The following is an 18,811-nucleotide window of genomic DNA, read 5'->3' as shown; positions in this document are numbered from 1 at the left end:
GCACTATAGTCGTCGCACATAGCGAGGAGACATTCATGGCCGCCGCCCCCATTCCGCCAGCCACACTTGTCATTTTCGGTGCTACGGGCGACCTGACGCAACGCCTGCTGATACCGGCGATCATCAATCTGACGCGAAGCGGATTGGTCGGCGACGATCTCAACATTCTCGGCGTCGGCATAGAGCCGGGCGACGACGCTTCGCTGGTGGCACGACTGGACGGTTTCCTTTCCGGACTGAGCGAACCGATCCTGCCGGAGACGGACGATGCATGGCGACGGCTGCGTCAGCGAATCTCCTACATTTCAGGCGATTTCACCCAGGACGGCATATTCCTCGAGATCAAGAAGCACCTGACGCGCTGCAACGCGGCCTTCTATCTCGCCGTGCCGCCGCAGTTTTTCGGAACGCTTGTCGAAAAGCTGGCCGAACAGGGCCTGACCCGCGAGGCTGACGGATGCTTCCGCCGGATTGCCATCGAAAAGCCTTTCGGCACCGACCTCGCCTCGGCCCGCGCGTTGAACGCCCGCATTCTCAGCAACGTCGCCGAGAGCCAGGTCTATCGCCTCGACCACTTCCTGGGGAAGGAAACGGTGCAGAACATTCTGACCGCCCGCTTCGCCAACATGATGATCGAGGCGCTCTGGAACAACAACTATATCGACCACGTACAGATCACGGCCGCCGAAACGGTCGACGTCGGTACGCGCGGCAAATTCTACGACGCCACCGGCGCGCTGCGCGACATGGTCCCCAATCACCTGTTCCAGCTGCTGGCGATGATCGCGATGGAGGCCCCGAACGGTTTTGGCGCAGAGGCGATCCGTACCGAGAAGAGCAAGGCGCTGAGCGCGCTTCGCATCTGCACACCGGAGGAGGCAGTCACCCATGCCGTGCGCGGCGCCTATACGGCCGGCAAGCTCGATGGCAACGACATCACGGCGTTCCGCCAGGCCAAGGATGTATCGCCCGACAGCAACACCGAAACCTTCGTCGCGCTGAAGCTCTTTGTCGATACATGGCGTTGGGCAGGCGTGCCGTTTTATTTGAGAACCGGCAAGGCGATGAAGGCGCGCGATACGGAGATCGTGGTGACTTTTCGGCAGGTGCCGTTCGCGCAGTTTCGTGAGACCGACGTGAAGCGGCAACTGCCGCCGAACAGGATGGTCATCCAGGTCCAGCCGGATGAGGGGCTGAGCGTCGAGATCTCCATCAAGTCACCCGGCCTTTCCGTGGACACCGTCCCCGTCTCGCTCGACTTCCGCTATGCCGACAAATTCGACATCGGCAAGATGACCGGATACGAGTCCCTCCTCTACGATCTCTTCATCGGCGACCAGACGCTCTTCCAGCGCGCCGACGGCATCGAAGCCGGCTGGGCGGCCGTGCAGCCATTCCTCGATATCTGGGCGAAAATCAGCGAAACTCCGGAGGCCTATGCACCGGGGAGCATGGGTCCGTCTTGCGCCGAGGAACTCATCCGGCGCGATGGCCGAGAATGGCACGAGCTGGGTGTGATCATCCACAACCACATTCGAAAGTAATTTCGGAAATACACGTTTAACTAAAGTAAAGCAGAAGAGCATTTCGCTACGCCTCCCGTATGGCGAGCGAAAATATTGTATCATGAATATGTGATCGTAGTCCATCGCAACACATTTATGGTACGCTATACAAAATATTGATGTGTTGACCCTTTCGCCTTTGACAGCGAAGATTTTCCTGCTGACCGCGTTGCTGTTCCAATGCGACAAAGAAGGCGGGGCTCGTCCAACCCCGACGGGCCCTTCTTGCGTTTTTCTATCATTTGGCGAATAAAGTATATATTAGTCGAAATTGTTAAAGCTCGATTAATATATTTACTTGCGCTCTTCCACCGCCTTGCTAAATCTATCTCGAGGGTTTTGGGGTATTGACATGGTAGATACTCATTTGTCTAAGAATCGTTCGATTTCCGATCAACGTATGGAAACCTGCAGGTCGGAGTTCGAGCCCCTCCTCTTCGAGCTCATCCGCAATGGTGAGAAGCGGGGATGGAAGGCGGCCGAAATCGCGATGGCGCTGGCCGACGCGGCTGACGACGTCATCCTTCAGCTGGCAAGGGAAACGAAGAGCAAGCATTGACCGCTTGCCTTGCCGATCCTGACATAATGACGCTTCAGAAGTGCTCCTTTAACAAGTAAAGAAATCCTTGAGCTTGTCTCGCGTGATTCTCTTGCCGCTTGCGCCAAGCAAAGGAGCCCGATGTTGCAGTTGATTGCCGCAGCTCTTCTTGCCTGTGGATGCGTCAGCCTCGCCGAGGTTGCCGACTGGCCGCCTGCGGACAGCTATGTGCCGAAGATCAGTTGCCACGAAAGCGATGCCGCCGAGCGCTGCGCTGAAATTCGTGCGGCTTGGACCGGCCTTTACGCCGATGCGATCGCTGGCCGCGTTGAAAGTCAGCGAAAAGTCTCTTTCTGCCTGAGCACCGGCTGCAACAAGGGCATCGTTGTCGAGCCCATCCTTGGCTGCGCCTGGCGCCAGGTCATCGCCGCATCGCGCAATCCTCAGATCAACGACGCCGACCGGGCTAACATCAACCGTTACTGCGGCCCTCGCGCGCTTGACGATGCCGGGCGCAAAGCTGCCAGAGACCAGTCGCAAACCTGGCTGACCTTGCTCGGCGTAACGCCATAGCTACAAATGCAAACGGGCGGGGACAAGCCCGCCCGCCGAAAGTCTTGGCTTGCCGCTTAGACGAACTGGCTGAGACCCGGAACCGAGCCGACAACCTCGTCTACGACTTCCTTGCCGGCATGCTGCTCGGCAATCGCGATGGTTTCCTTGGCAAGTGTCGTGATCTCGCCCATGCCGAGGCCTTCCGACATCAGTTGCTGGCCGAGCGCCATGATGCCGCCGCCGCCGAGCGCGCCCATGATGCTGCCAAGGATCCCGCCGCCACCGCCCTCGCCTTCGCCGTTATACTTGGCAACGAGATCGGAGGCGCCCGGAATGGCCTCGATCATCTTGGCGACCGGACCGTCTGCCGCTTCGCGCTGCAGGAAGCCGAGCATCATGCCGAGCGCCTTTTCGGCCACCTCTGCGGGGATGCCCACGCGCGCGGCGATCTGGTCTACGATTTCATTCATTGTCAGCCTCCTATTTTTGACGTTGACGTCAACGTTAATTGAACTTTCGGGGCAACTCAAGCCGCCTGCCGCAAAAGCAGGCTTTATCCTACTTTTCCTTTTAATGCAGACCGTTGTCCGCACTGGACTCCCTGCTTATAACAGGGAAGCGATATTACAATGACCGTGCGGAAAACGACGCTCCGCACTTTGACGCAATCGGCGCCGACAGCCGTAGGGAGAATTTTCGAAATGCTCGAGGAAGGCAAGATTTTCGTCGGCGTCAGCCGCAATCCGGACGACAGCATCAACAAGCCGGAATATCTCGACCTGAAATTCGGAAACCGCCATGGCCTGGTGACGGGCGCCACCGGCACCGGCAAGACGGTAACGCTGCAGGTGCTTGCCGAGGGCTTTTCGAAGGCCGGCGTGCCCGTCTTCTGCGCCGACATCAAGGGCGACCTCTCCGGCATCGCCGCCAAGGGCGAACCGAAGGACTTCCTGACCAAACGGGCCGAGCAGATCGGCTTCGACGACTACGAATTCGACCAGTTCCCGGTGATCTTCTGGGACCTCTTCGGTGAAAAGGGCCACCGCGTCCGTACCACGATCGCCGAGATGGGACCGCTGCTGCTTGCGCGGCTGATGGATGCTTCCGAGCCACAGGAAGGCGTCATCAACATCGCCTTCAAGATCGCCGACCAGGGCGGCATGCCGCTGCTCGACCTCAAGGATTTTTCCTCGCTGCTTAACTACATGGCGGAGAACGCAACCGTACTATCCAGCCAATTCGGCCTGATCTCGAAGGCGTCGGTCGCCTCGATCCAGCGAGGCTTGCTCGTGCTGGAACAACAGGGTGCGGAGCATTTCTTCGGCGAACCCGCACTCAAGATCACCGACATCATGCGGACCAACAACCGCGGCTATGGTCAGATCTCGGTGCTTGCCGCCGACAAGCTGATGATGAACCCGCGCCTCTATGCAACCTTCTTGCTGTGGCTGCTCTCCGAACTCTTCGAGGAACTGCCTGAGGTCGGAGATCCCGAGAAGCCGAACCTCGTTTTCTTCTTCGACGAGGCACATCTGCTCTTCAACGACGCGCCGAAGGTGCTGATCGAGCGTGTCGAACAGGTTGTCCGCCTCATCCGTTCGAAGGGCGTCGGCGTCTATTTCGTGACGCAGAATCCGCTCGACGTGCCGGAGACCGTACTCGCGCAGCTCGGCAACCGGGTGCAGCACGCGCTGCGCGCCTATTCCCCACGCGAGCAGAAGGCGGTGAAGACGGCTGCGGACACCTTCCGGCCCAACCCAGCCTTCGACTGTGCCACCGTCATCACCACGCTCGACACGGGCGAGGCGCTGCTGTCCACACTCGAGGCAAAAGGATCGCCCTCGATCGTCGAGCGGACGCTGATCCGTCCACCGTCCGGCCGCGTCGGCCCGTTGACCGATCCGGAGCGCCAGCGGGTCATGGACAAGAGCCCGGTGCTCGGCGTCTACGACGAGGATCTCGATCGAGAATCCGCCTTCGAGATCCTGGCTGCGCGCGCCAAGAAAGCGTCTGACTCCGACGCAGCCAAGCAGGCGCAACCGACGCAGCCGACCGAGGGCAGTGCCTCGGGTCGCTGGACGCTGCCGGGCTTCGGCGATGACGACAACGAGCAGCAGAGCAAGACCGAGGGCCGCGCCCGCTCGTCCGGCTACCAGCGCGAGACGGTCGTCGAGGCCGCGATGAAGAGCGTAGCTCGCACGGTCGCGACACAGGTCGGCCGGGCACTGGTGCGCGGCATCCTGGGCAGTTTGAAGCGCTGAGCGGAAAGGGCGCTGCGCTCGTCCTGCGCCGCGTCCCATAGTTCTCCGCCAATCACGGCGCTCACCGCTTGCGCACGAACTCCGTGCGCAAGACAAGGCCTTTGATGGTGTCGTGGCGGCAGTCGATCTCTTCCGGGTTATCCGTCAACCGGATCGACCTGATAACCGTACCTTGCTTCAGGGTCTGATTGGCCCCCTTGACCTTCAGATCCTTGATCAAGGTGACGGAATCGCCATCCGTGAGGACATTTCCGGAAGCATCCCGGACCTCGCTCGCCCCCTGCCCGGCGGCAGCCAATTCCGCAGCCGGACGCCATTCACCCGTCACTTCGTCATAAACGTAGTCGTCGTCACCGCCTGCCATGGGCTTTTCTCCTGAAAGCAAGAATTTGCCAATCGGGGCGCTTATAACAGCCAAACCGCCCTGTGCAAGTTAGGCCATGCTGACTCAACTGATCAGCGTCTTTGTCCGGATGTGATCGGTTGGCCGCAAGGCAACCCTGCCATCGATCGTAGTCCAGGTGAGGAGCTTCGGTGCGAATAGAAATTGGGCAATCTCGACCGAGGTGGCTCGAAGATTTCGCAGATCTGAGGATAGTTGCCATGCGGACCGCGCCGGCAGGCGCATATATACACCACATTGGCTCCACAGCGGCCCCAGGTCTTGCCGCAAAGGATATCATCGATATTCAACTCACCGTGGACGATCTGGAAAACGTTGACAGCGCCGCTTTTGAACGAGGGGCTTTAGACGCAATTTGGCGGTGATTGATCATTGCCCCCCGGAATTGAGTTGGCTGAAGAGGAGCTGAGAAAGATGCTCTTCCGTAGCACCAACCGACGGGCAACAAATGCGCACGTTTGCGAAAAAGCGCGATTCAACCGGCTTTATCCGCTCCTTTGCCGCGATTTCTTGCGGACCGATCGGATAGCTGGAAACGCCTGTGGGGTCATCAAGCAGCGTCTGGCCGAGCGCTTCCCCACAGATGAAGACGCCTATTACGATATCAAAACCCCGTCTTCCATATTATAGAGGGCGCCAACGAATGGACGAAGGTGACATTGTGGTCGGAGCCGCCCGGTGACTAGGCCATGTTCAAGAGGCGTGGACGTGGAAGCCAGATTTTGGTGGTGGCCATCACCAGGAGCGCCGCGGATCATGTCCGGGCCTTGTCCCGGCGCGTGGCAATCCTCCTCCGCACAGAGTTTCTGAATGGGCCGATGCAACCGTTTCGGTTGCATTTCTGCATGCCTGATGGTATTTCGCCTGTGCACTCAAAGAGAAAGGAGGGTCGCGTGCAAAAATGCTATTTCCGGTTCAACCGGCAGCGTGGCCCCGTCAACGCCCTGCAAATGCGTTTGCAGGGCTGACCAGAGACCGTTTCTCACAAACTCTCTTCCTGGTCTGCCCCTCGTGGCAGCAGTTCGGGCATTCAGCTCGTCTGCAACGATCCATCCACCGAGCTTGAGCACACGCACGCGATGAAGGCCGCATGCCCTCGCCCGTGTGATCGCTCGGCAAGACCAGAGCAAGATCGTGACCCTTATCAATATCCGCAATCTCGGCGTCACTCTGAGCGCACCACTCTTTGCCAAGCTCGACCTCATCATCAATGCCGGCGACCGTCTCGGTCTCGTCGCCGCCAACGGCCGTGGCAAGTCCACGCTGCTGCGTTGCATTTCAGGCACGCTGGAGGCAACCCATGGCGACATCACGCGCTCGCGCGGACTGACGATCGGCCATGTCGAGCAGGACGTGCCGACAGGGTTGCTTGACGTTCCGTTCCACGATGCGGTCCTTCAGGCGCTGCCCGCCGACCAGCAGGCGAACGAAAGCTGGCGCGTCGACATCGCGCTGGAGTCACTCGACGTGCCGGAAGCCTTGCGCAGCCGCCCGGTCGGACAGCTCAGCGGCGGCTGGCAGCGGCTGGCGATGCTGGCGCGTACTTGGGTGCTGGAGCCGGACGCACTGCTGCTCGACGAGCCGACCAACCACCTTGATCTCGGCAAGATAGCGGCACTCGAGGAATGGTTGAATGCCCTGCCCCGCGACGTTCCAGTCATTATCTCCAGCCATGATCGCGCCTTTCTCGATGCCGTCACCAATCGCACGCTGTTCCTGCGACCGGAGCAATCGCAGGTCTTTTCCCTACCTTACAGTCGGGCGCGGGCGGCGCTGGACGAGGCGGATACAGCCGACAAGCGACGCTACGAGCGCGACATGAAGACGGCCGAGCAACTGCGGAAGCAGGCCGCGAAGCTCAACAATATCGGCATCAACTCCGGCAGCGACCTGCTGGTGGTCAAGACCAAACAGCTGAAGCAACGCGCCGACAAGCTGGAGGATGCGGCCAAGCCCGCCCACCTCGAGCGGTCGGCCGGTGCGATCAAGCTCGCCAACCGCGGCACGCATGCCAAGGTGCTGGTGACGCTCGACGACGCCGTGGTCTGCACGCCCGACGGCACGCCGCTCTTCCGGACCGGCAAGCAGTTCATCTGCCAGGGTGACCGGATCGTGCTGCTCGGCGAGAACGGCGCCGGCAAATCGCGGCTGATTGCGATGCTGCGAAAGGCGATCGGCAATGCCGAGACGGCACAGGACGGTATCAAGGCGACACCTTCCCTGGTTCTCGGCTACAGAGATCAGGCGCTTGCCGACCTCAAGGACAAGGACACGCCGATGGAGACGATCATCCGCCGTTTCGAGGTCGGCGATCAGCGGGCGCGGGCGCTGCTGGCGGGTGCCGGCATGACCATCGACATGCAGTCGCGCGCCGTCGGGCGGCTTTCGGGCGGCCAGAAGGCGCGGCTCGGCATGCTGGTCCTGCGGCTGGCGGAGCCGAATTTCTACCTGCTCGACGAGCCCACGAACCACCTCGACATCGACGGGCAGGAAGCGCTGGAGGGCGAGCTCATGGCACGTCAGGCCAGTTGCCTCGTGGTCTCGCACGACCGCAGCTTCGTCCGCGCGGTCGGCAACCGGTTCTGGCAGATCGAGCGCCGACGGCTCGTTGAAGTGGAAAGCCCAGAGCTTTTCTTTGCTTCGGCACGGCCTTAGAGTCGGACTCGAAAAGAGTTCAATGGTAACAATACCTTGCGAGACGTCTAGTGATGAGGCGGATATGGGCGATCATGATCCATGCCTCGGCTGAAGCGATGGAGTTTTCGACGTCCTTCGCCAATCTCCGGCACCTTCCAAGCCATGCAAATGTTCGCTCGACGACCCAACGGCGTGGTAGCACTTCGAAGCCTTTGGTCTTGTCGCTGCGCTTGATGATTTCGACCGTGAAGCGACCGACCTTCTTCAGCTTCCGTTTCAATTTGTCGCCCGCATAGCCACCGTCGGCGAAAACATGCAGCAACCATGGCCATCTGTGACAAATGGATTTCAGTAAATCGGGAGCGCCATCGCGGTCCTGGATATCGGCGCTGTGAACCATGAGGCCAACCAGCAGGCCGAGTGTGTCGACGACGATATGGCGCTTGCGGCCCTTGATCTTTTTGCCGGCGTCGTAACCTCGAATGCCGCCGCTTTCGGTGGTTTTGACGCTTTGGCTGTCGATCACGCCTGCCGTAGGACTGGCCTCTTTGCCTTCCAGTTCGCGCGCCGCCATCACTAGATGGTGGTTGATGCGGGCCCAAAGCCCAATACCCCGCCACGCATAGAAGTATCGCTGAACCGTCGAGCACGGCGGAAAGTCCTTTGGCAGCATCCGCCATTGGCAGCCGGTCGAGGCGATATACAAAAGCGCATTCATGACCTCACGCAGCACCGTTGTTCGCGGTCGCCCAAGTCGACGGGGCGCAGGTAGGAGCGGCTCGACAATTCGCCATTCTCTATCCGTCATATCGCTTGCATAGCGTGCTGCTCGCCGGGCATATTGCCGACGGGTGGTTTCGGTCCAGGCCATCGTGAACTCCATCGAATCTTCGCAAATCCGAAGGAATCACAACCTGTTGAAATCACCCACTTCTTTTTGAGGCAGCCTCTTAGACTTCAACAGCCGTAAGGAACAGGTACAAGAAGAGCGCCGTCTCTCTGCGCTGCTCCAACGCGGCGTAGAGATACTTGTCGTATCCGCCGAGTTCGAAGCCATATCGCTTGTGGAAGCGGCAGGCGGCCACGTTGTTCGATTGGGTCTCCAAACGGATGCCGGGCGCATCTTGCTCGCGCGCCCAGCCGACGGCGCGGTCCATAAGCATCCTGCCGGCACCGGATCTCCTGGCTGTCCGATCGACCGCGAGGTCTTCCACCGAGACAAAGCCGTTCCAGCTCTTCGACAAGAGGAGGTAACCGCACGCCCTGCCCGCTCGGCTTGCAATCACCAAGCGCCGATCTGGTCCAGCCGTAAAGTCGTCCGGGTCAAAGCCGTACGACTTGCGATAGGGCTCTACAACCCGAACCTGCCCGAACGGATCGTCATATGGCGCCAATAGCTCCGAGGTGACGTCGAACGAGAAGTTGCAGTCCATGATCGCGGGCGGCAAGGTTTCGGCATCCTCGACGAGCATCGGCTCCTCCATGCGTGCAGCGCCTGGAGACGTGGTTATGCCCGAGGATGGTGTCAACATCAGAACGACGCCGGCGTCGCTCCGAGCAGAGTGAGCTTGCCGCCGCTGAGGGAATAGAGGCTCATCTTGCGCTCCACGGTACCGGCGGGCGTCAACCTGAAGAGACCGGTCACACCGCGGAAGCCGACGTTACTGGTCAGGTTCTGCGCGTTCATCCCCTCCGGCCCCTTTGTTCGGACAATGCCGGAGGCAACGGCCACTGCATCATAACCGTAAGCCGCATCGGTAGAGAGCGTGCGCTTGTAGTGGCGCTGGTAGCGCTCGCCAATCATCGTCGCGCCCTCGGGCTCGACCATGGCAATCACCGTGCCCGTCACCGAGGGATTCGAATAAGCCTGCGACGGCCAGGCGCTGGTGCCGACGAAGGTTACGTTCGTCTTGCCGCTTGCTTTCACAGCGCCCACAATGGTCGTCGTGATCACCGTTTTCCCGAGGACGAGCACGGTGTCGGCATTCTGCAGATGGGCGCCAGCCCTCTTGACCGCGTCCGATGCGGCGGCATCGGTCAGATCATAGCGGGTGAGGCCGAGGTATGTACCACCGCCGGCGCGGATGGCGCTTGCCAGCCGCTCCTCGCCCGCGGCCGGAAAATCGCTCTGCGCAAAAACCAGTACCTTCTTGTGCCCGCTGGCAAAGGCTGCCCGTGCGCCGTCGATGGCGCTGTCGATCTCATCGGAAACGAAGTTGTAGACATTGCCAGATGTCGGCGGCACCGGCACGCCGAGATTGAGCAAAGGCGGTCGCTGGTCGGCAGGGACCGCGGCAATAGCCGAAGTGACGGCAGGTGATGCATAGCTGACGAGGAGAACGGAACCGCGCGCCTTGGCAGCGCTCACCGCAGTCGTGGCAGCCGCAGCGCCGAAGGCCACGTCGACAACCTTGACGAAGACCTGATTACCCCCGAGTTCGCCGACGCCGAGGCCGGCGCCGTCGCGCACGTCACGTGCAGCGCCGTCGTAAATGCCGGTCGCGCCCTTGGGCAACAGTAGCGTGATCTCCGCTCCCGTTTCTCCGAAGCTCTCCTCGACCTCGCTCGAGGGCGCCTTGATATCATTGGTCTTCACATTCTTGGCGATGCCATCGACGCCGGATTGGCAGCCCGCGAGCAGCCCGCAGGCGACGACGATCGACATTGCGAGAACGGATTTGATGAGTTTCAGAGAACCGACGCCTTCCGAAGGCGACACTTGCCGTGTCGAGCGTAAACCATGCGAGCCTAGCACCTGCCCGATTGACTGCACTGTCACCTGTTCCCCCACTCTCGTAATCGCGGCCTCTTCCGGCCTTTTGGCAGATTTCATATCTGCACAGGCAACACGGGAAAGCAAACCCTTCGCCCAAACTTGGTTGATGGACACGCTAAACTTTTATGTTCTTTTGAATGGATAATTTATACTGGCCTTATCCACGCTTAAATACCTGATTTTTATAGCTGTTTTGTACGTTTCTCTCAGCCAACGAGAGACGACGATCCATGAAGCGCAGTATAAAGAAAAGCAATATCGCCGCTTTTACTTTCTCCGCATTTTCCCTTGCGTTGTCGCCGAATATCTCGTCGGCCTCCGCGCTTCCGTCTCCACGGATTTCCGGCGCGATGTACTCCGTTGACTTCGCTGCTGACACAGCCCGCGTGCTGACCCTTGGCGGCGTCGCCAACCTCCTCAGCCTGGCGGCGAACGCCATCGGTACCATGGACGTTACTGCGCTGACCCGATCGCTGCAGCCCGAGCCTGCCGGCTGGGTGAAGGAGGGCGTCGCACCGGTGCAGCCAGCCGAGCGCCCGGCGATTGCGGCGCCGATGGGCAGCGGCGCATTCGGAACCGTCGCCATTCCTTTCAAGCGTCTTGCCGCTCTGAAGAAGTTAGCACCGTCGCTGTCGGAAATGGCGGATGGAACCGCGATCAACTGCAGCGCAGGCAGATGCTCCGACGCCGCGACCGCGATCAAGGTTGCCTTCACCAAGACTTCGCAGTCCTCGATCCGCGACAAGCTGAACGCGGTCAACGTCACGATCAACCACACGATCCGCTACAGCCGCGACATCGACACCTACAAGGTGGCTGACTACTGGGCAACGCCCGCCGAAACGCTTTTGCGCCAGCAGGGCGATTGCGAGGACTTCGCGATCCTGAAGATGGCGGCCCTGCACGCCGAAGGCGTCGATCTCAAGGACATGTCAGTTGTCGTCCTGTTCGACCAGAAGCGGCACTTCTACCACGCGGTGCTTTCCGTCGCGGTCAACGGCAATCGCTTCATCCTCGACAACATGCGTGACGAGGTTCTGCCCGATACAAAGCTGCCCGACTACGTGCCGCTCTATTCGATTGCGGACGGCAAAGGCTATCTGCACGGAACGCGCACCGGCGCCAAGCAGGTGGCTTCGGCAATGCCGCTGGAAAAGGTGGCTCCCGGCGAAGGCGTGGCGTTTTGAGGATCACAAGCAAGACACAGAAAAAGGCGGTTGAGTTCAGCTGCCTTTTTTCATGTCCGATTAGTCGATCAATAACGTGAGATGTAGCCGATCAGCATCGACTTCTCATGCGTCGGCGCCAGAGCCAGATTGATCTGCCCCTTCATCGACTGTGAGCCGACGGCAATGGTGAAGCCGGTGTTCAGCGTCTTGCCGCGGTTGCGATAGAGCGTTGCGATCGCTTCGTCGATCTGCGTGTCGATCGAAAACCTCAAGCTTTTCGTCAACTGCGCCGTATCTCCAAGCGGGAGACGCTGGCGCAGCATGGTCAGGAAGGGATCGTTGAAGAGTTGGATCTTCTTCTCCTGCGTAAGCAGGATCGTCGGCGACGGCGACGCCTGGATGATGGCATTGACGTTTGCCAGCGATGACGCGTCCTCGACCGTGTCCAGCCGGCGCAGCGCCCACTTGAAGCTGAGGACGCGCAGCAGCGAGGCGAGATTGCCAGACTCGGGCATCTGCGAGGCTGTGTGGTGCACGAGGTCGGCAGTGCTCATCTTGCCGGGCGACGACATGCGACCGAGGCCATCCCAGTAGATCCGTTCGAGCCGGATGCCACGTCGTTCGCCGCCGCGGCCGACGACAGCGCGGAAGCGCGGCTCGATTTCATCGGCGCCGATGGCCGGCAAAGGCTCATCGATCGGTTCAAGCTCGGTGAGTGCATTGCTGCCTGGCTTGACGATCAGCATCCTATCGCTCCGTCAGCGCTTCGCTGCGCGCCTTGTTGATCGGCTTCATCAGATAGCTGAGCACCGTCTTGTTGCCGGTCATGATTTCGACCGAGGCAACCATGCCGGGGATGATCGGATAGGACTTGCCGTTGCGCTCGAGCGCCGACGTGTCGGTCTTGACCTGAACCAGGTAGTAGGTCTCGCCCTTTTCCTTTTCGACGAGGCTGTCGGCCGAGATGTTCTCGACGACGCCTTCGAGGCCGCCGAAGATCGAGAAGTCGTAGGCCGTGACCTTGACGACGGCCGGCTGGCCGCGGCGCACGAAGGCGACATCGCGCGGCGAGATCTTCGCTTCGATCAGCAGCGTATCGGCGGTCGGCACGATGCCGGCGATGACGCGGCCGGGATCGACATAGGCTCCAATGGTGTTGACCTCGAGTGTGTTGACGATGCCGTCGGGCGAGCGGATGTCGGTGCGCTTCACGCGGTCAGAGGCGCCGCGAATGGTCTCGTCGACGACCGAGAGCTCGGCCAGGGCCTGCGCCTTATCGGTCAGCGCCTGCTGGCGCAATTCCAGGGCAAGATCGCCGAGCTGCAGCTTGGCTTCCTGCACGGCTGCTTCCAGACGGTCGATGCTTTCCTGATAGACCTTGAGCTGGCCCTGCTGGTCGGTGAGATCACGCTCGGTTTTCAGGACTTCGGTCTGGGCCACAAGCTTTTTCTGGGCCAATGGGTGGATGAGGTCATATTGGCGTTGTGCGCCTTCGATGTTCTGCTGCAGGCGATCGATATTGGCGTGGGCTTCGCTGAGCTCGTTCTCGCGCTGGCGAACACGTTCCTTCAGAACCCCGAGCTTGTTCTGGTAGCTGGCACGATCGGCGGCAAAAAGCTGCTCCTCGTTTGCGCACACTTCCTTGGCAACGGCCAAAATCTCTTGCGGGCAGATAAAGGGCGTATCGTACTGGCCGGCTTCCTCGAGCTTCAATCGGGCCACCTTGGCACCAAGCGCCCGGGCCTTGGCGACGGATTCACCAAGCGACGACGACGTCGTCGTGTTGTCGAGCTGGACCAGCAGCTGGCCCTTGCGAACGACCTGACCGAGGACGACGGCAATTTGCTGGACAACGCCGGGCTCCGAAGACTGGATGATCTGCGTCTTCGACACCGGAATGACTTTGCCCTCGCCGCGGGCGATCTCGTTGACATCGGCTATCGCTGCCCAGGCGAGGAAGCTCGCAATGACCAGAGCCACCAACGCCAGAATGCCGCGGGCGAGAAGCGGAGGATTGTCGTGGCGATTGTTGAGGCTCATGGCTGCGCACCCGCCGGTTTGCGCTGCATCGCTTCGATGACCGCATTCTTCGGTCCGTCGGCGATGATCCGACCCTTGTCGATAACGATCAGACGGTCGACGAGCTCGAGCATGCTGTAGCGGTGGGTGGCGATCAGCAGCGTGGTGTCGCGCCTGATGGCCGTCGACAGGCGCGCAATCAGGTTGCGCTCGGTCGCCAGGTCCATGGCGCCCGATGGCTCGTCGAGAAATACGATCTTCGGCTTGGTGAGCAGCAGACGGGCGATCGTCAGCACCTGCTTCTGGCCGCTCGACAGGTTGGTGCCGCGTTCGCCAACCGGCATGTCGAAACCGCGAGGATGATTGCCCACGAACTCGTCGACACCGGTCATGCGGGCGACCTCGAGGAGCTCCTCGTCGGTCGCATCGGCGCGCCCGATCAGCAGGTTTTCCTTGACCGTGCCCGAGAAGAGATCGGACGACTGGCCGGCCACGGCGACCGCCGAGCGAACTTCGGCCATGTGATATTGCCGGATATCGACGCCATCGATCAGCACGCGGCCGCCCGAGGGACAAAAGAGCCCGTCAAGCAAGCGGCCGAGAGTGGTCTTGCCGGAGCCGATGCGGCCAATGATGCCGATGCGTTCACCCGGCTGCACCGTAAAGGACAGCTTGTTGATGACGGGATAGTCCGATCCCGGATACTGGAAGGACACATCCTGGAAGCTGAAGGCACCGCGGGTGATCTCGCGGTTGACGAAGCCGACGGTGGACGGACGATCGTCGGGCTGCTCCATGATCTTATCGAGAATGCGAAGGGACATGGTTGCCTGGCGGAAGCGCGCCAGCGTCATGGCGATCTGGCCGAGCGGTGCGCCCGCGCGGCTCGCCAGCATGACCGTCGCGACAATCGCGCCCATGGCAATGCGGCCTTCGGAGAACTCGTAGGTACCGGCAATCACGATCAGGACGCTCACCATCTGCTGGATGAACATCGTCATGTTGATGGCGTTCGTCGAGATATGCTTGATGTCCTCGCTGGTGCGGCTCGAATACTTGGTAAGCTCCCGCCAGCGACGCAGCATCGTCGCTTCGGCGCGCAGGCTCTTCAGCGTTTCGATCGTCGAAATCGTCTCCACCAGCAAGGATTGGCGCCGCGATGCCTCGTTGGCGGCGGTCGCCATGCGCTTGCCGATCGCGGCCTGCGCGTAGAGGCCAATGATGACAGACAACACGAATGCTACGGCCGGAATGACCACCAGCCAGCCGGAAATCAGATAAATGACCGCGAGGAAGATGAAAACGAACAGACTGTCGATCAGCACGCCGATGGTGTTCGAGGTGAAGAACTCGCGAACGAATTCGTACTGCGTGACGCGGTTGGCATATTCACCCGTCGACATCGGCCGCGAGGCGAGCGTCGAGTTGAGCACTTTGTCGAAGAGAAGCTGCGACAGACGCAGGTCGGCCTTTCGCCCGGCATAATCGATGAGCGACGAGCGCGCCGTCTTCAAGAGGAAGTCGAAGATATAGGCAAGCGAGATACCCGCGGCCAACACCCAAAGCGTCGAGATTGCCTTGTTCGGCAGCACCCGGTCATAGACGTTCATCGTAAAGAGCGGCGAGCCGAGCGCAATCAGATTGATAAAGAGCGCCGCGACCATGACGCGCACATAGGTGCGCCAGTAAGGTGCGAGGGTCGTTGCCAGCCAATGCCGCTTCTCGATCTCCACGGCATTACCAACCAGTGCCTCTTCCGAGGCGTTCTGATAGTAAAGCGTGAAGGCAAATGCCAGCTGCGGCTTCAGCGCCAGGAATTCTTCGCGCGTCAGCCGGATCTGACTGCCGGCGATGGGAACGATATCCGTGACATAGGAGCCGTCCTCGGCGACCTCGAGCAGAGGCAGCACGCTGCCATCGGCGAACGCAGCGATCGCCGGACAATCGAAATTGCCCTGACGGCATTCGCGCTCCTGATGCTTGATCACCTGCAGGCCGATGCGCTCGGCCATGCGTTCGACATCGTCAACCTCAAGCGACTCGGTCACCTCATCCGGAAGACCGGAGAAGAGGACCGTGTCGGAGCTTGGTCGGCCATAGAACGCAGCCACGGATTTGAATGCGGCTTTGAATGTCTGCAGCGATGTGCTGCTGGAAGTCTCGAGCGCTACGTTCAGCATTGTTCCATGGCCATCTCGACTACTGCTGTCGAATTGGCGCTAGGAGATCCAGGGGCAAGCCGGCTTTCTGATGGGAATCAAGCTCGACATATCCGGGATTCGCGACACTGGCGGGGACAGCAAACTCTTCCCGCGCATAAGGCTTGGACTGATCGACCGGCCTCAGCTTCATCGTCTGAAGCAGATTGCCCGAGGCCGCCAGGATCTTGTACTCGGCAAACTGCGATGCGACGCGCGCGGTATCGGCGAGAACCTGCGTGTTGAATCTGGTGTTCTGCGCATCGAGGACGTCGAGCAGCGAGCGCTGGCCAACCTTGAACTGCTCGCGGTAGGAACCGACGAGCTGGTTGTTGATCGAGGCCTGCTTGTTGAGGATACCGGAAAGCTCGCCGCGGCTGACGCGCTCGTTCCAGGCCGAGCGAACCGACTGCTCGACCTCGCGCTGAACCTGGGCGAGATTGTAGCGCTGCTCATCGGCGCGGCGGATCTGCTCCTGCTCGCGGGCGACATCGATGCCGCCGCGATAGAGGTTCCAGCGGGCAACGACGCGAACCTGATAGTCGTTGGTGTTGCCTTCGTCGCCATCGATGTCGTTGCCGACGCGGGCCGTGCCTTCGAGATTGACCTTCGGCATATAGTTGGCGCGCGCGCCGCGAACGCCGGCATCGGCTGCGTTGATATCCGCATTGGCCGAATAGATGCGCGGGCTGTTCTTGCCAGCAACGAAGACCGCATCGTTCAACGTCTTCGGCACGAACTTGCCGACCGACGGCGGCGTCTGCGCATTGGTGATCGGCTCGCCGACGACCTGCAGGAAGCGGATCTTCGTCTGCTCAAGTTCTTCGAGTGCTTCGCGCAGCCGCGCCTTGGCGGCCTGCAAGCGCTCACTGCCCTGCAGCCGGTCGGCATCCGTCAGGGCGCCGCCCTTGATGCTCTCGTCGATGTCGTCGACCATCTGCGAGTGGAAGGCGACGTTCTGCTTGGCAGCAGCAACGATCTGGTTCTGGAGCACGTACTCCAGATAATCCTGCGTCACTTCGAGGGCGAGCGACTCGGAGCGTTCGAGCACCCGAAAGGAGGCGCCATCGACGCGCGAGGCCTGCTGCTCGACTTGGGAGCGGCGGCTGCCGCCATCATAAAGCGTCTGCGAGATCGTCAGACCAACATCGCCTGGCGACAGATAGTCATGATCATCTCTCAGCGAACCCGAGCTGGCATTCGAGAGCCGACGACGCCCGATCCCGCTCTCCAGATCCACAGATGGCAAGTATAAACCGCGCGCCTGGCGAAGTTCAAACTCGACAGCTTCACGATCCTTCGCAGCCCGCAAGATCTGCGGGTTCGTTTTCATCGTCTTTTCGATGGCCTGCTGCAGAGATATTGCATTGGCATCAGCATAAAACGAAAAACTGAAAGCAACGGTCGCAGCCAATGCTGCAAAAATTCTTTTGCCTTTAAACAAGATCGATGCCCCTCAACATCAAAGATTCACCCGGCGTACCCGTATACCAAAGATTTTCTTTAGCAAGTAAGTAACACCAATCTTTCCACATTCCAATCGCGACGGCGAGCATTCCTGCCAAGACAGTTAATCGCGGTGGACAACTGCCTAAAGCGAGAATTTTACAGGATTTTTTAACGGGGGCTTTGCCCGAACCTGTTTATCTGGCATTACTTTCAAACGGACATGAACCGCGATGAATTTCAGCCAGCGTTACTCTTCCGCCACAATCGTTTCAGCTCTTCGGATCGCCACCGTCGGCGCTATCTGCTACGCGGCTGGATCCGTCGGCGTTTTACTTATCTTAAACCTTCTCATGCCGGATCGACCATTTTTGGTAGGATTCGCCGGCGCCGGCGTAATTTCTCTTTTTGTTGCATTTCCGCTGCTTCTGATCTTGCAGTTCAAGGTCAGCGAGCTCCGAAAACTGCAGGAAACGGTTAACTATACTGCGCGCCACGACAGCGTGACCAAGACGCTGAACGGCACGGCCTTTGCCGCGGCTGTCGAACACTACATCGACCGGCGCAAGCGAATCGCCACCGATGCAGGCGGCGTGATGATCGCGGTCGTCATCGATACGCTCGACGAGATCAGCCGGCGCTACGGTCCGCAATGGGCCGACACGGTCATGCAGTCGCTTGCCGCGATCATCCAGTCGTCGGTCAGAAAGGGCGATCTGGTTGCCCGCCTCGCCACCAACGAACTCGGGGTCTTCCTCCCCGGCGCGACAGTTGAGAATGCCCAGGATGTCGGCACCCGTATTCGCCGGCGCGTGGCTGAGGCCTCCTTCTCGGCCGAAGGCACGCCGATGACGATCGGCGTTCGTCTCGGCGGCGCGGTCTTCGAGGGACCAACCGACTTCAACCACATCCGCCAACTGGCCGACGAAATGGCGATGCAACGCGGCGGCGAGAGCGAAGACGCCATCCCGATGTCGCGGCTGCCGGCAGCCTGAGCTGACAGGAGCCACAAGAACCAAGGAAGGGGGCCGAGAGGCGCCCTTTTCGTTGTTGTTCGCGTCTTCAACGAGCTCGGCGTCGTTCGATCGTCGAGAACGCTCAGGATGTCGGCACCCGCATGCGCCAGCCGCTGGCCGCTGGCCTCATTCTTGGTGAGGGTACGCGAATATCATTGACGCCGTCGGGCACGGCCTTCGAGGGCCACCGGACTTCAATCACATCCGTCCGCAGCCGACGAAATGGCG

General features: G+C 60.3%; 18 protein-coding genes. 9 read left to right on the top strand and 9 right to left on the bottom strand.

What is annotated here, in order from left to right; all coding sequences use genetic code 11:
• Positions 1-35 precede the first annotated feature (35 nt).
• The 3 genes from zwf (at position 36) to WGT02_RS06730 (ending at position 2,676) form a co-directional block, all read left to right on the top strand.
• Entirely contained in the window at positions 36-1,544 is a 1,509-nt protein-coding gene (gene zwf, locus WGT02_RS06740; protein ID WP_024317914.1) for a glucose-6-phosphate dehydrogenase, read from the top strand.
• Between the two features lie 421 nt (positions 1,545-1,965).
• Positions 1,966-2,124, top strand: coding sequence for a hypothetical protein (locus WGT02_RS06735; RefSeq protein ID WP_167546200.1), 159 nt, complete (start codon positions 1,966-1,968; stop codon positions 2,122-2,124).
• Between the two features lie 120 nt (positions 2,125-2,244).
• The gene (locus WGT02_RS06730) at positions 2,245-2,676 is read left to right on the top strand and encodes a hypothetical protein (protein WP_024317912.1); all 432 of its coding nucleotides are present in this window, start codon (positions 2,245-2,247) and stop codon (positions 2,674-2,676) included.
• 56 nt (positions 2,677-2,732) lie between these two features.
• Here the strand turns inward: WGT02_RS06730 and WGT02_RS06725 are convergent, their stop codons facing one another.
• Positions 2,733-3,128, bottom strand: a complete 396-nt coding sequence (locus tag WGT02_RS06725) for a hypothetical protein (protein ID WP_024317911.1) — start codon at positions 3,126-3,128, stop codon at positions 2,733-2,735.
• Positions 3,129-3,359: 231 nt separating this feature from the next.
• Between WGT02_RS06725 and WGT02_RS06720 the strand changes: the two genes are divergently transcribed.
• A complete protein-coding gene (locus WGT02_RS06720; protein WP_208248587.1) occupies positions 3,360-4,919 on the top strand; it encodes a helicase HerA-like C-terminal domain-containing protein in 1,560 nt (519 codons plus the stop codon).
• Between the two features lie 61 nt (positions 4,920-4,980).
• On the opposite strand, the gene WGT02_RS06715 is transcribed toward WGT02_RS06720, so the two are convergent.
• Positions 4,981-5,283: an alkylphosphonate utilization protein gene (locus WGT02_RS06715; RefSeq protein ID WP_024317909.1), complete on the bottom strand. Its 303-nt coding sequence runs from the start codon at positions 5,281-5,283 to the stop codon at positions 4,981-4,983.
• 170 nt (positions 5,284-5,453) lie between these two features.
• On the opposite strand from WGT02_RS06715, the gene WGT02_RS06710 reads away from it, so the two are divergent.
• From WGT02_RS06710 to WGT02_RS06700, 3 genes are all read left to right on the top strand, one after another.
• Complete coding sequence (locus tag WGT02_RS06710) at positions 5,454-5,687, top strand: GrpB family protein (protein ID WP_258579414.1); 234 nt, start codon at positions 5,454-5,456, stop codon at positions 5,685-5,687.
• 49 nt (positions 5,688-5,736) lie between these two features.
• Positions 5,737-5,952 (top strand): GrpB family protein, encoded by a 216-nt coding sequence (locus WGT02_RS06705; RefSeq protein ID WP_024317907.1) that lies wholly within the window; start codon positions 5,737-5,739, stop codon positions 5,950-5,952.
• A gap of 504 nt (positions 5,953-6,456) precedes the next feature.
• On the top strand, positions 6,457-7,977 hold the full coding sequence (locus WGT02_RS06700; protein ID WP_024317905.1) for an ABC-F family ATP-binding cassette domain-containing protein: 1,521 nt from the start codon (positions 6,457-6,459) through the stop codon (positions 7,975-7,977).
• A gap of 19 nt (positions 7,978-7,996) precedes the next feature.
• Here the strand turns inward: WGT02_RS06700 and WGT02_RS06695 are convergent, their stop codons facing one another.
• The 3 genes from WGT02_RS06695 to WGT02_RS06685 form a co-directional block, all read right to left on the bottom strand.
• The gene (locus WGT02_RS06695; RefSeq protein WP_208246952.1) at positions 7,997-8,830 is read right to left on the bottom strand and encodes an IS5 family transposase; all 834 of its coding nucleotides are present in this window, start codon (positions 8,828-8,830) and stop codon (positions 7,997-7,999) included.
• A gap of 79 nt (positions 8,831-8,909) precedes the next feature.
• Positions 8,910-9,443, bottom strand: a complete 534-nt coding sequence (locus tag WGT02_RS06690) for a GNAT family N-acetyltransferase (protein WP_029710364.1) — start codon at positions 9,441-9,443, stop codon at positions 8,910-8,912.
• A 47-nt stretch (positions 9,444-9,490) separates the two neighbouring features.
• The gene (locus WGT02_RS06685; protein WP_024317903.1) at positions 9,491-10,738 is read right to left on the bottom strand and encodes an ABC transporter substrate-binding protein; all 1,248 of its coding nucleotides are present in this window, start codon (positions 10,736-10,738) and stop codon (positions 9,491-9,493) included.
• Positions 10,739-10,965: 227 nt separating this feature from the next.
• On the opposite strand from WGT02_RS06685, the gene WGT02_RS06680 reads away from it, so the two are divergent.
• Positions 10,966-11,922: a transglutaminase-like cysteine peptidase gene (locus WGT02_RS06680; RefSeq protein WP_208248589.1), complete on the top strand. Its 957-nt coding sequence runs from the start codon at positions 10,966-10,968 to the stop codon at positions 11,920-11,922.
• A 68-nt stretch (positions 11,923-11,990) separates the two neighbouring features.
• Here WGT02_RS06680 and WGT02_RS06675 read toward each other — a convergent pair whose 3' ends face one another.
• Genes WGT02_RS06675 through WGT02_RS06660 form a run of 4 tightly spaced genes read right to left on the bottom strand, consistent with a single transcriptional unit; the run spans position 11,991 to position 17,484 of the window.
• Positions 11,991-12,650: a ribbon-helix-helix domain-containing protein gene (locus tag WGT02_RS06675; protein WP_208248591.1), complete on the bottom strand. Its 660-nt coding sequence runs from the start codon at positions 12,648-12,650 to the stop codon at positions 11,991-11,993.
• Between the two features lies 1 nt (position 12,651).
• Positions 12,652-13,944, bottom strand: a complete 1,293-nt coding sequence (locus tag WGT02_RS06670) for an HlyD family type I secretion periplasmic adaptor subunit (protein ID WP_208248593.1) — start codon at positions 13,942-13,944, stop codon at positions 12,652-12,654.
• Complete coding sequence (locus WGT02_RS06665; RefSeq protein WP_208248596.1) at positions 13,941-16,103, bottom strand: type I secretion system permease/ATPase; 2,163 nt, start codon at positions 16,101-16,103, stop codon at positions 13,941-13,943. The genes WGT02_RS06670 and WGT02_RS06665 overlap by 4 nt, the downstream gene beginning before the upstream one ends.
• A 19-nt stretch (positions 16,104-16,122) precedes the next feature.
• Positions 16,123-17,484, bottom strand: a complete 1,362-nt coding sequence (locus WGT02_RS06660) for a TolC family outer membrane protein (RefSeq protein WP_208250502.1) — start codon at positions 17,482-17,484, stop codon at positions 16,123-16,125.
• Between the two features lie 454 nt (positions 17,485-17,938).
• Between WGT02_RS06660 and WGT02_RS06655 the strand changes: the two genes are divergently transcribed.
• Positions 17,939-18,562, top strand: a complete 624-nt coding sequence (locus WGT02_RS06655) for a GGDEF domain-containing protein (RefSeq protein ID WP_225039581.1) — start codon at positions 17,939-17,941, stop codon at positions 18,560-18,562.
• Positions 18,563-18,811: the final 249 nt, after the last annotated feature.

This window comes from Rhizobium sp. T1470, from assembly GCF_042140505.1.
Classification (GTDB): domain Bacteria; phylum Pseudomonadota; class Alphaproteobacteria; order Rhizobiales; family Rhizobiaceae; genus Rhizobium; species Rhizobium favelukesii.
Note: the sequence above shows the minus strand (reverse complement) of the source record. Positions and strands in the feature narration are given on the sequence as shown.